The sequence below is a fragment of the Winogradskyella sp. PE311 genome (assembly GCF_046545555.1).
Taxonomy (GTDB): Bacteria; Bacteroidota; Bacteroidia; order Flavobacteriales; family Flavobacteriaceae; genus Winogradskyella.
In genome coordinates this window covers 1,118,985-1,131,547 of the sequence record NZ_JBHZTH010000001.1, presented here as the reverse complement: position 1 = coordinate 1,131,547, position 12,563 = coordinate 1,118,985, and the positions used below count along the sequence as shown (strand labels likewise).

At 32.9% G+C, this 12,563-nt stretch carries 13 protein-coding genes; 9 read left to right on the top strand and 4 right to left on the bottom strand.

Annotation, left to right across the window (positions count from 1 at the left end):
* Nucleotides 1-5 precede the first annotated feature (5 nt).
* Nucleotides 6-1,013 carry an alpha/beta fold hydrolase gene (locus ACFWU4_RS04770; RefSeq protein ID WP_411125395.1) on the top strand — a complete coding sequence of 336 codons (1,008 nt, stop codon included), beginning with the start codon at nucleotides 6-8 and terminating at the stop codon, nucleotides 1,011-1,013.
* A gap of 54 nt (nucleotides 1,014-1,067) precedes the next feature.
* Here the strand turns inward: ACFWU4_RS04770 and ACFWU4_RS04765 are convergent, their stop codons facing one another.
* Nucleotides 1,068-1,898 carry an AraC family transcriptional regulator gene (locus tag ACFWU4_RS04765; protein ID WP_411125393.1) on the bottom strand — a complete coding sequence of 277 codons (831 nt, stop codon included), beginning with the start codon at nucleotides 1,896-1,898 and terminating at the stop codon, nucleotides 1,068-1,070.
* 147 nt (nucleotides 1,899-2,045) lie between these two features.
* Here ACFWU4_RS04765 and ACFWU4_RS04760 point away from each other — a divergent pair, with 147 nt between their 5' ends.
* The 4 genes from ACFWU4_RS04760 to ACFWU4_RS04745 all read left to right on the top strand — a co-directional run bounded on the left by ACFWU4_RS04760 (nucleotide 2,046) and on the right by ACFWU4_RS04745 (nucleotide 6,920).
* Nucleotides 2,046-3,002 (top strand): dihydrodipicolinate synthase family protein, encoded by a 957-nt coding sequence (locus tag ACFWU4_RS04760; protein ID WP_411125391.1) that lies wholly within the window; start codon nucleotides 2,046-2,048, stop codon nucleotides 3,000-3,002.
* 73 nt (nucleotides 3,003-3,075) lie between these two features.
* A complete protein-coding gene (locus ACFWU4_RS04755) occupies nucleotides 3,076-4,659 on the top strand; it encodes an aldehyde dehydrogenase (NADP(+)) (RefSeq protein ID WP_411125389.1) in 1,584 nt (527 codons plus the stop codon).
* The gene (locus tag ACFWU4_RS04750; RefSeq protein WP_411125387.1) at nucleotides 4,660-5,670 is read left to right on the top strand and encodes a 4-hydroxyproline epimerase; all 1,011 of its coding nucleotides are present in this window, start codon (nucleotides 4,660-4,662) and stop codon (nucleotides 5,668-5,670) included. It abuts the gene before it with no gap.
* 2 nt (nucleotides 5,671-5,672) lie between these two features.
* Complete coding sequence (locus tag ACFWU4_RS04745) at nucleotides 5,673-6,920, top strand: NAD(P)/FAD-dependent oxidoreductase (protein WP_411125385.1); 1,248 nt, start codon at nucleotides 5,673-5,675, stop codon at nucleotides 6,918-6,920.
* Here ACFWU4_RS04745 and ACFWU4_RS04740 read toward each other — a convergent pair.
* Genes ACFWU4_RS04740 through xdhC form a run of 3 tightly spaced genes read right to left on the bottom strand, consistent with a single transcriptional unit; the run spans nucleotide 6,898 to nucleotide 9,169 of the window.
* Nucleotides 6,898-7,389, bottom strand: a complete 492-nt coding sequence (locus tag ACFWU4_RS04740; RefSeq protein ID WP_411125383.1) for a nucleoside-triphosphatase — start codon at nucleotides 7,387-7,389, stop codon at nucleotides 6,898-6,900. The genes ACFWU4_RS04745 and ACFWU4_RS04740 overlap by 23 nt on opposite strands.
* The gene (locus tag ACFWU4_RS04735) at nucleotides 7,386-8,390 is read right to left on the bottom strand and encodes a hypothetical protein (protein ID WP_411125381.1); all 1,005 of its coding nucleotides are present in this window, start codon (nucleotides 8,388-8,390) and stop codon (nucleotides 7,386-7,388) included. The genes ACFWU4_RS04740 and ACFWU4_RS04735 overlap by 4 nt, the downstream gene beginning before the upstream one ends.
* A complete protein-coding gene (xdhC, locus tag ACFWU4_RS04730; protein ID WP_411125379.1) occupies nucleotides 8,390-9,169 on the bottom strand; it encodes a xanthine dehydrogenase accessory protein XdhC in 780 nt (259 codons plus the stop codon). The genes ACFWU4_RS04735 and xdhC overlap by 1 nt, the downstream gene beginning before the upstream one ends.
* A 169-nt stretch (nucleotides 9,170-9,338) precedes the next feature.
* On the opposite strand from xdhC, the gene ACFWU4_RS04725 reads away from it, so the two are divergent.
* The 4 genes from ACFWU4_RS04725 to arsM all read left to right on the top strand — a co-directional run bounded on the left by ACFWU4_RS04725 (nucleotide 9,339) and on the right by arsM (nucleotide 12,552).
* On the top strand, nucleotides 9,339-9,674 hold the full coding sequence (locus ACFWU4_RS04725; protein ID WP_411125377.1) for an arsenosugar biosynthesis-associated peroxidase-like protein: 336 nt from the start codon (nucleotides 9,339-9,341) through the stop codon (nucleotides 9,672-9,674).
* Nucleotides 9,675-9,729: 55 nt separating this feature from the next.
* On the top strand, nucleotides 9,730-10,785 hold the full coding sequence (arsS, locus tag ACFWU4_RS04720; protein ID WP_411125375.1) for an arsenosugar biosynthesis radical SAM (seleno)protein ArsS: 1,056 nt from the start codon (nucleotides 9,730-9,732) through the stop codon (nucleotides 10,783-10,785).
* Between the two features lie 3 nt (nucleotides 10,786-10,788).
* Complete coding sequence (locus ACFWU4_RS04715; RefSeq protein ID WP_411125373.1) at nucleotides 10,789-11,469, top strand: DUF2064 domain-containing protein; 681 nt, start codon at nucleotides 10,789-10,791, stop codon at nucleotides 11,467-11,469.
* 114 nt (nucleotides 11,470-11,583) lie between these two features.
* A complete protein-coding gene (arsM, locus tag ACFWU4_RS04710) occupies nucleotides 11,584-12,552 on the top strand; it encodes an arsenosugar biosynthesis arsenite methyltransferase ArsM (RefSeq protein ID WP_411125372.1) in 969 nt (322 codons plus the stop codon).
* Nucleotides 12,553-12,563 lie beyond the last annotated feature (11 nt).

The following is a 12,563-nucleotide window of genomic DNA, read 5'->3' as shown; positions in this document are numbered from 1 at the left end:
TTATAATGAGTGCAATAAAATATATCACAATTTCAGATTATAAAACTCAAAATGGTAGGACAATTGACATTTCATTGTCCTACCAAACTTTTGGAGTTTCTATTGGAGATGGTCCGATTGTTTTGGTTAATCACGCACTTACTGGTAACTCAAATGTTATAGGTGAGAATGGATGGTGGAATGATTTAATCGGAGAAGACAAATGTATTAACATTAATGAGTATACGATTTTAGCCTTCAATATTCCAGGAAATGGATATGACAATAAATCTGAAAATTTAATTGACAATTATAGAGATTTTACAGCCAGAGATATTGCTAAACTATTTTCTTTAGGATTAGAGAATTTAAAAATCAAACAACTTTTCGCGGTAATTGGTGGTTCTGTTGGAGGAGGTATTGCCTGGGAATTAGCAGCTTTAAAACCAGATTTAGTTAAGCATTTAATACCCATTGCAACCGATTGGAAATCTACAGATTGGCTTATTGCTAATTGTCATATACAAGATGCGATATTAAACCATTCTAATGAACCATTGTCTGATGCAAGAATGCATGCTATGACGCTTTACCGTACGCCAGAATCGTTAACTCAAAAATTTAAAAGAACAAAAAGAGATGATTTACTTTTTAATATAGAATCTTGGCTAAATTATCATGGTGACAACTTAAGTAACCGTTTTAATCTTTCAGCCTACAAATTAATGAATCAGATATTACGTACTATAGATATCACTGCAGAGCGTTCTAATTTCATAGAAGTAGCATCTAAAATTTCGTCATGCATACATATTATTACTATAAATTCGGATTTATTTTTTAAACCTGAAGAAAATTGGAATACTTATGTTGAGTTAAAAGGTGTAAAAGAGAATATCTATATCCATGAAATAAAATCTATACATGGACATGATGCTTTTTTAATTGAGTTTGATCAATTGGCAAGATTCTTGAAACCTATCTTTAAAGTTAAGGTAAATTCAATTGAACAAGTTTCCAAATGTGTTGCCTAAACTAATGCGCTATTAATCATAAAAACCCAAACTGTATGTTTGGGTTTTTTTTATCTATTTAAATTGAGAAGGCGTTCCATCTTTTACATTTTTAAACACTCTATTAAAGTTAGAAATATTCCTAAACCCAGATATATAGGCAACCTCAGCAATACTGAAATCGCTTTTTTCTAATAATAATTTAATAGCCTTTTCAATTCTAAACTCATTTAGAAATTGAATATAGGTTTTATTAGTTCGCTTTTTAAAGTATTTACAAAAGGCATTCTTGGTCATATTAGCAACTTGAGCAACTTCATCTAAAGTTATTTCCTCACTATATTTATTTAAAGTAAATTCAAAAACATTTCGCATACGATCACCTTCAACCAAACTGTACTTTTTATCATATACAAATGACGATAAACTTGTATAGTCTGAACGTACCATATAATTCAATAACTGTAATAAAATTACAAATCGATTTAGCTTTGAAGCTTTTCCAAGCTTAAGGAAAAGCTTCTTCATTTCTTCAATATAAGACTGAGGCTTAAACCCATATTTAGAACGCTCAAAAAAAGATTGAATTTGTTTTAACTCTTCAAGATTAAAAAACGACTCACCAAAAGATTGCTCTGTAAAAAACAAGGTTAGCATATGTGATTCTTGCGAACTTTTATCACTCTTAAACACATGTGGAATATTACTTCCAATGACTAAAACTTCACCTTTAGTATAATTATTTATGGCATCACCAACAACTAAAGTTCCGTTGCCTTCAACGATAAAACTCAATTGAATTTCTTCGTGCTGATGCAATTTATCATAAAACAAATTTACTTTGTCAACCTGATAAATCAAACCTCCTCTTTCAGGCTTCGGAATAACAAATGGTAATACTTTCAAAGTAAATTAATTATATACTACTCAAAAATAATATTAATTAAATAGAAAATGGATAATATAATATCATTATAGAATAAAAAAACATTATTTGTTCTTTCACAGCTCAATTAATTTTACACTAAAAGTTATTTAACAAAATAAATTCTTATGAGCATGCAATGGAATGGCGTAATGCCAGCCGTGTTTACATGGTTGAAAGAATCAAAATCAGGCTCTCTTGAAATTGACTTTGATATAACACAAAAACAGGCAGCAGATATTTTAAAAGCCCAAGGAAAGGGCGGAAGCAGAATGAGCGGACTTGTCGGTTCTGGAACTCTGGGTGAGAATAGCTACCTGAACAGCAAGCAGCGTCTTTCTTTACTTAAATCCCTTTCTGAGGTTGCTAAAGAATATAATGTCCCGTTGATTAGCGGAGCAGCAGCAGAAACTAAGGAAGAACTTGCTGAAATTGTTGAAGGACTTGCAACAGTTGGAGTTGATACAGTCATGGTTATGCCACCAAAAACTAAGGAGGTTCCTTCTGAAAAAGAAATGTATGAGTACTATGCACTTTCTGAAGCAACTGCAAAAGATGCAGGCTTAACAGTTATGCCTTATAACAATCCTGATGCAGCAGGTTATCATGCGCTCTCAACAAACCTTCTTAAAAGACTCTCTGTTCTCCCTAATGTAACTGCTCTTAAAATATCGACTATAGATGTTTCAATTATAGAAACGCTGATGTTAGAAAACAAAGATTTAAAAATTTTAGCAGGTGTCGATACAGTTACTGTACATGCAGGATTAGCCGGAGCATGTGGTGGAATTACAGGTGTAGGTTGTGTCTTCCCAAAAGCTAGTGTTACGATGCAGGAGTATGTTTTAAATGGAGAATGGGCTGAGGCAAACAAAATTTCTCAGGCTTTAAATTCATTATCCTATCTTGATGCTCAGCCACTGCTTATGGAATATCTTAAACTTGCTATGGGAATTCATCATAATGATGTTGCTGGAGGGCTTCGTACTTTTGGTAAGAAATTAACTCAACAGCAAATTGATGATGTCCGTGCAAGATATATTCTGGCAAAAGAAAGACTTGAAGTTCTAGACTTAATAGGTTAAGCTTTTCAAATATTTAAAAAAAGTAGTTTACAAACCAGTAAACTTAAAAAAAACATTTAAAAAATAAGTAAGGATGATCACAGGAAAGAATTACATAGGAAATCAATTATCAGCTAAAGGCTCAAAAACCTACAAGACCTTTAATCCGCAATTAAATATTGAAAACGATTCTACTTATACAGAAGCTACTTCTGAAGAAATTGACGAAGCAGTTGCATTAGCTTCTGAAGCATTTAAAGTGTATAGAACAATTTCAGGTAAACAAAAAGCAGAATTTTTGAATACCATCGCAGATGAAATTTTAGCTCTTGATGATGCACTTATTAAGACCTATTGCTCAGAAACAGGGTTGCCTGAAGGTAGAGCAAAGGGTGAACGTGGAAGAACGGTTGGACAACTCCGCATGTTTGCGAATTTAATTGAAGAAGGATCTTGGGTAGAGGCAACTATCGATACAGCCCTACCTAATCGAGAACCAATGCCTAGATCTGATATTAGAAAAATGTTAGTACCATTAGGACCTATTGTGGTATTTGGAGCTAGCAATTTTCCATTAGCATACTCTACTGCTGGTGGAGATACTGCTGCTGCATTAGCTTCTGGCTGTCCGGTTATTGTAAAATCTCATCCTATGCATTCAGGAACTGGCGAATTAGTTGCTTCTGCAATTGTAAAAGCAGCAGAAAAAACAAATATGCCAAATGGTGTGTTTTCAAATATAAATTCTAGCGGAATAGCCGTCGGAACACAATTAGTAAAACACTCTGGTGTAAAAGCAGTCGGTTTCACAGGAAGTATTAAAGGTGGACGAGCATTATATAATTTAGCTGCACAACGCGAAGAGCCAATTCCTGTTTTTGCTGAAATGGGTAGTATAAACCCTGTTGTAGTTCTTCCGGAAGCTCTAAAAAACAGAAGCGGAAGTTTAGCAAAAACTTATGCAGGTTCCATAACATTAGGTACAGGACAATTTTGTACAAATCCAGGGTTATTATTAGGATTGAAAAGTGAAGGATTATCAAATTTTATTGAAAATTTATCGAATGAAATTATTAACATAGAACCTTCTTGTATGCTCCATCCAAATATTATTGGAGCCTACGAAAACAAGAAACAAAAAGCAATTTCTCAATCTAGTCTTACAGTTACTGCAGATTACGATTCTGAAGTGCAAACCAACTATGCCAGACAAGCTATTGCAACTGTAGAAGGGAAAACATTTATGGAAAACCAAACGCTACATCAAGAAGTATTTGGGCCTTATTCAATAGTTGTTCAATGTGAAAACAAAGGACAATTAGAAGCCATAATTTCTAATCTTGACGGTCAGTTAACAGGAACATTGATTGCAGATAACAATGAAGCTTCAAACTATTCCAAGGTCATTTCAGCATTACAAAATCGTGTTGGTCGCATTATTTATAACGGCGTACCAACAGGAGTTGAAGTATGTCCATCTATGGTGCACGGAGGACCATATCCTTCATCTACAGATAGCCGATTTACGGCCGTTGGTATTCACTCTATAAAACGTTGGGTACGTCCTTTTAGTTATCAAGATTGGCCTAATGATTTACTTCCAATAGAATTGAAAAATGAAAATCCACTAGGTGTTTCAAGATTAGTAAACAAGAAACAAACCTCAGATAAATTATAAATGGCTGCACATACTTTTGTTTGTATTGATGCACACACTTGCGGTAATCCAGTAAGAGTTATCAAGGAAGGTGGTCCAAAACTCATTGGTAAAACAATGAGTGAAAAACGTCAGCATTTTTTAAAAGAATATGATTGGATTCGCAAAGGTTTAATGTTTGAACCTCGTGGTCATGATATGATGAGTGGTAGTATTTTATATCCACCCCACAATCCAGAGAATGATTTTGCGATACTTTTTATTGAAACTTCTGGTTGTTTACCAATGTGTGGACATGGCACTATTGGCACTATTACTATTGCAATAGAAGAAGGTCTTATAACTCCTAAAATACCTGGAAAGATAAAAATGGAAGCTCCTGCTGGCTTAGTTGAAATTGAATACCAGAAAACCAACAATAAAGTCGATTGGGTAAAGCTAATAAATGTGAAAAGTTATTTAGCAGCTGAAGGTCTTACTATTGAATGTCCCGAACTTGGTGACATAAAATTTGATGTCGCCTATGGAGGAAATTTTTATGCTATTGTAGATCCGCAACAAAATTTTTCTGGCATACATAATTTCACAGCTAATAAGATTATACAATTATCCCAAGTTGTAAGAGATCGTATTAATACAAAGTATCCTAATCAGTTTATTCATATTGAAAACAACACAATCAAAGATGTTACACATATGCTATGGACAGGTCATCCAATTGACAAAAAATCTGATGGTAGAAATGCTGTATTTTATGGAGATAAAGCTATAGATCGAAGTCCTTGCGGAACAGGTACATCAGCTAGATTAGCACAATTACATGCAAAAGGAAAGCTAAAAGTTGATGATAATTACATTCATGAGAGTTATATCGGAAGTACATTTATTGGTTGTATTGAAAAAGAAACTACGATTGGAAATAGACCAGCTATTGTACCAAGTATTAAAGGCTGGGCGAAAATATATGGACAAAATACAATAACCATTGATCCGGAAGATGATCCTTATGCTTATGGATTTCAAGTCATTTAATTATGAGTAAAAACGTTATCATAATCGGAGGTGGAATTATAGGCTTATGTTCTGCGTATTATCTTCAAAAAGAAGGTCATCAAGTTACTATTGTTGATCAATCTAATTTAGATTCGGGCGCCTCTTATGTTAATGCTGGTTATTTATGTCCTAGTCATATCATTCCATTGTCTGCACCAGGTGTTATGAAAAAAGGCATAAAATGGATGTTTGATACGACTAGCCCTTTATATATAAAACCAAGATTAGATATTAACTTTTTAAAATGGACTTGGGCATTTAATAAATCTTGTACATCAAACCATGTAGAGCGTGCTGCACCGATAATAAGAGATATTTCTGTTTTAAGTCAGCAGTTATATGAAGATATAAAAACCAAAGAGAACTTTTCTGCACATTATGAAAAGAAAGGACTTTTAATGCTTTGTCAGACTGAGAAAATGTTAGACGAGGAGTTAAAAATGGTTGATGTAGCGGTTGATTTAGGTTTGGATGCCAAAGGAGTCACTCCTACTGAAATAGAACAATTAGAACCTAATATAGAAATAAACACCATTGGCGGAACCTATTTTAAATGTGATCACCATTCTACTCCGCAGGAATTTATGTCTGAAATGAAAGGGTATTTAGAAAACAATGGAGTTACTTTTTATACCAATGAAAAAGTTGAAGACCTCGAAATAAGTAATCTAAATATAACTGAATTAAAAACTAATAAGCAAACTCTAATCGCTGATGAAATTGTATTAGCCGCTGGTTCATGGAGTTCATTATTGAGCAAAAAACTAGGTTTAAATTTATTAATACAAGCCGGAAAGGGTTACTGCATAAACACAAAACAAAATACTGAAATAACAATACCTGCCATATTATCTGAAGCTAAAACTGCGATAACACCTATGAATGGATTTACAAGATTAGCTGGCACTATGGAAATTGCTGGTATCAATCATAACATTAATATGACTAGAGTCCAAGCTATTGCAAATGCAGCTCGCAACTACTACCCTAGCTTTGAAATAACTGAATTAGAAAAAGACAATGCTGCATGTGGTTTAAGACCTGTCTCACCTGATGGCTTGCCATATATAGGTAAATCTCATAAATGTAAAAACTTAACTATCGCTACAGGACATGCTATGATGGGATGGAGCATGGGAACTGCAACAGGACTATTAGTTTCACAAGTTATTTCTGACAAAAAAACTGCCTTATGCTTAGATGGTTTTAATCCAGACCGGAAATTTTAAATCGATTTAATTCCAATAATTTATAGTTTGTTATTTGGAAATGCTTAAGAACTTCCTGTAATAAAGATAATCTTACGACAAGAATTAAACTTTGTTTAGAATGATTTTTATGCTTTGAAATTAAGTAATCCGTGGCTTTATGTAATCCTTCATTTTTCAATTCAAGTTTACCGAGTTCATCAATAATGATATATCTACTTTCTTTTTTAAAATTAAGATTTATAAGAAACTTGTTGGCTTCATCAAAAGCTGATTTCAAAAAATTAAAACGCCCAATTGCAATAGTTTCTTCAGATTCGTTTTCAACTTCAAGTTGAATATTTTTTAGAGATTTCACTTTTAAAAAATACCGCTTCCCATTTTCGTTATCAGGACATAGTAAACCATCAACATCATTACGATTTTCAGCCCAGTTTAATAAGGCAGTTGTTTTACCTGTTCTAATATTACCTGTGAGAATATATATCATTCTAAAGAGGTTTTAAAATGAATGCAATTGAAAACACTATTCGCGATAAAGAATTTAAAACGTTTATAGCCTTTTAAATGTTTTGTTTCTTGCCACGTAAATGCTAAAATTTTCCTGAAATATGGAAATAAATCCATCGCATTAGTGATATCTTCTTTATACCGTGACTCTTTTTTATTCAAATACTTTCGAATCATTTTTAATAATAAAGGTCCTATAACTAAATACCATAACATTAAAATTAAAAAGCTTCGTAATAAGATATAAATGGCCTTTTGCCAACCAAATAAATGATCAAAAAATGAAAATGCCAAGACAATAATTGAAACTGTAATTAACCAAACCCAAATAATTTTTGCCCTAAAAGATACTTTCTTTTTTTGTTCTTCCGTTTTATAAACAGCATCATTGAGATAAAAATCTGTATCTTTTTTATCTGCAATAAGTCTAATTATTTTTTTAATAAAAACACCTGCTAATATGCCACAAGCTCCATAGACAATAAGATATATTGTGATTAAAAAAGATGTAGTAGTCGTTTCTGAAATGAAATTTAATTTCTTCTGAACCCAAAGACCGTATATATTAATAGCATCCCAAAATCCTGTTCCGTAAACAACCGTAAGAATCAATAATTTCTGAAGTGCTGACTCTAGAAACGTTACAAAACCTATAACTGCGATAAGAGATCCTCTCCAAGAAAATTTCGAAAATAAAAAAGCCGAAAATAGCGCTTGAAAACTAACCGCAACATAAGCACCAAATGGAGAATATGGGCTAACCGCCATTTTTATAATAAGCACAATAATTAAAGCTTTTAAAATTGCTTGCCATTTATTTTCGGCATAAAAAGCAATTAAACTGATTAGTAAAATCGCCACTCCGCCAACAATTAAGCCTGTAAAAGGAGTATTAAAGACATGAAGAAAACCACCTAAACCAGATTCATTTAACGCCCAAAGCGCTGTGAGTCTATCAATTACAAGTTTGTTCTTTTTCATTATTGGGCAATAGCTTGATAATGCACTTGAAGTAATTGGGCAACAACACTAATTGCTATTTCTTTTGGCGTGTCACCACCTATTGGTAAACCTATTGGACAAGTTACATTTTTCATACCATCCTTAATATTCATTTCGGAAATGAGCATCTTATTAAATCTTGCCTTCTTCGTTTTACTGCCTATTAATCCTAAATATTTAGTTTCATTTTCTAAAGCCATGGCCACAACATCAAAGTCAATTAAATGGTTATGTGTAAGTACTAAAACATAACAATTCTTCCCCCAATTTACAGCATCCCTAAAAGTTTTAAAATCATTTTCCTTGACTTGACATTTAACGATACTTTCATCTAAATTAACTTCGGCTAACCAATGCTCACGAGAATCTATAAGTGTCACTTTAAAAGGTGTGTCTATTAAAAGTTTCGCGATCTCGGTTCCGATATGGCCAGCGCCAAATAAAAATAATTCTGGAGATTGATTCATGGGTTCAATAATAAATTCGACCTTTCCACCACAACATTGGGCAAAATCAGGACCTAAAGTATAAGAGGATTCAATGATCTTATTTTCTTTAAGAGCATTTATTGCTTCATCAATGGCATTATATTCAAGCTTTCCACCTCCAATAGTACCATAACTAGTTTTGTCTTCAGTTACAATCATTCTCGAGGATACTACACAAGGTGCAGAGCCAGAACATTTAGTAACAGTAACTAAAGCTACAGGCTGACGTTTAGATTTAAATTCTGATAGGAGTTCTATCCAATTCTTCATGCAAAGTTATATCAATACTTAAATGTAAGACTTTTAAGAGAAACTATATATCAAAAATAACATTCATCGATTTGAGTTTTAAAACACAAAGCTTAAAATTTAAATTTCTAATTTTTTTCTGTAATCTTTAAGTTCTATCTTCGACAAACTAATTTTGAAATTAAAAAATATGTCAAAAAATTATTACGATGCCGCAGACTTAAGGAAATTTGGAAAAATTACTGAATGGAGTGAAGAATTAGGGAATAAATTTTTTGAATACTACGGAAAAGTTTTTGAAGAAGGAGCGCTTACCGCTCGCGAAAAATCTTTGATTGCACTTGCTGTAGCACATACAGAACAATGTCCTTATTGTATAGATGCCTATACAAAAGACGGTTTGCAACGCGGTGTAACAAAAGAAGAGATGATGGAAGCTATTCACGTTGGTGCTGCAATTAAAAGTGGAGCAACTCTAGTACATGGTGTACAAATGATGAATAAAGTAAATAAGTTAGATGGTTAATACTAAAACCATAGTCTAATTTATTTCGTAAGAATATTTATAAGATAACTGATTAATGGCAACAAAATCCCTAAAGAAGCTAGGAAGCGATTTAGCGCAAAGTAATAAACAACTCGAAATTTTATCTAATGGTATTTTTCAAAATGGAGAATTACCAACATTCAAAAATAAAATTTCAGAATCGAATCAGTTTCCGCTTAAAGCAAAAAAATTAGAGATTCTACAAATTAATGTAGGTTATATGTGCAATCAAGTTTGTGATCATTGCCATGTGGATGCAGGACCAGACCGTAAGGAAATAATGACACGTGATACCATGCACCAATGCCTTGAAGTTATAAAAAATTCTGGTGCACATACCTTAGATTTAACTGGTGGAGCTCCAGAAATGAACCCAGATTTTAGATGGTTTGTAGAAGAGGCTGCAAAAGTTGGAATTAAAGATTTTATAGTACGCTCTAATCTAACGATTATTCGCGCGAATAAAAAATATCATGACTTACCCGATTTCTTTAAAAAGCACAACGTGCATGTTGTAAGTTCAATGCCGCATTGGACTAGAGGAAAAACTGACAAACAACGTGGTGACGGTGTTTTTGATAAATCTATTAAAGCTTTACAAGAACTTAATGCACGTGGCTACGGAATGCCAGATAGTGACTTAAGACTAGACTTAGTTTATAATCCTTCAGGTGCTTTTTTACCAGGAGACCAAGCTGCTATGGAAAAAGACTTCAAAAAAGCATTAATGGAAGATTTTGATATCCAATTTCATAACCTGTTTGCAATTACCAATTTGCCAATTGCGCGCTTCTTAGACTATTTAATTGCATCGGAAAATTATGAAGATTATATGTATGCATTAGTCGAAGCATACAATCCTGCTGCTGTAGCAAATGTGATGTGTACTAATACACTTTCTGTAAGTTGGGACGGTTATTTGTTTGATTGCGATTTCAATCAGATGTTAAAGTTACCAGTAAATAGTAAAGCAAAGCACATTTCAGAATTTAATGAAGAATTATTAGAAGGACGTAACATCGTAATTTCGCAACACTGTTATGGCTGCACCGCTGGTGCAGGAAGTAGTTGCCAAGGTGTTGTTGCTTAAATTATGAATAAAGAAAGAACTGCCATATTAATCTTTGCGAATACTGCTCAATTTGAAGCGGAGCAAAAGGCATTTCCTTCTTCCAAAATGTTATTTGATAAATTAAATACCCAAATATTAAAAATTGTAAATGAAACTGGCTTACCTTATTATCATTTTTCTGAAAAAGAACAAATAGGCACCACATTTGCAGAACGTTTTAGTAATGCTATTGCAGCAGTATTTAAAATGGGTTACGGCCAAGTAATTACCGTTGGTAATGACACACCACATTTAAAAGCTTATCATATTTTAAAAGCTTCAAACCTTTTAGAACAGAATAAAACTGTGATTGGCCCATCTAAAGATGGTGGTTTTTATTTATTAGGAATAAAAAAATCAGCTTTTAATTTTCAACAATTTCAGCAGTTACCATGGCAAACACGACAGTTAAATCAGTGTTTGTTAGCATATGAGCATTCAAATAATAACGAAGTTTTATATCTGGAAAGACTGACAGATATCGATTCAATTAGTGATGTTAAGACTATTATTCAAAGCTATAAAGCACTAACAAAAAAAATTAAATGTCTATTACTGACCTTAATTATTATTAAAAAGGATAATCAATCAAGACCTTTTAATTTAAACACTACAAGAGTTCTCAAATTTTATTTTAATAAGGGTTCTCCACTATTATCTTAAAATTACAACTACAATTAAATGCTTTAAGTAGCTTGTTAATACAAGTGAATCAACTTTACCTAATCACAATTAAACATCTAGGATAAAATACTTCCTAAAAAATATTAAAAGACTATGAGTTATCTAGAAACCACACACGATGTATATAAAGAAGCAGCATTAACACCAGATGTAGGACTATGCTGTACTACAAACCCAATTTGGGAATTACCAGGTTTAAAAATCCCAAAAATAATGCAAGAGATGAATTACGGTTGTGGTTCTACAGTACATGCAAGAGACTTAACTAATAACCCGAAAATGTTATATGTCGGAGTTGGAGGTGGTATGGAGTTATTACAATTCTCATATTTTAATCGTCAGAAAAGCGGTGTTGTAGGTGTTGATGTTGTTGATGAAATGTTAGAAGCTTCTAAGCAAAATTTTAAAATTGCTGAAGAACAAAACGATTGGTTTAAAAGTGATTTTGTTGAACTAAAAAAAGGGGATGCACTAAATCTTCCAGTTGAAGATAATAGTATAGATGTAGCAGCTCAAAATTGTTTGTTTAATATCTTTAAAGCAGATGACCTTAAAAAAGCAATTAACGAAATGTATCGTGTATTAAAACCTCATGGACGTTTAGTTATGAGTGACCCAACATGTGAGCAACCAATGAATGATGAATTAAGAAATGACGAACGACTAAGAGCGCTTTGCCTCAGTGGTAGTTTACCAATAGCCGAATATGTAAAAGCATTAACCGATGCTGGTTTTGGTACAATAGAAATTAGAGCACGTAAACCCTATAGAATCTTAGATCCTAAACACTATAATACAGACGAATTAATTTACATCGAATCTATTGAAGTAGCAGCTATTAAAGATCCAATGCCAGAAGATGGACCATGTATCTTTACAGGTAAAGCTGCAATTTACTTTGGAGACGAAGACTATGTAGATGATAAAAAAGGGCATATTTTACTTAAAAATCAACCATTGGCCATTTGTGATAAGACTGCTGGTGCTTTGGCTGATTTAAATAGAGGAGATATTTTTATTAGCGAATCTACTTACCATTATGATGGTGGAGGTTGCTGCTAAACAACAAATTT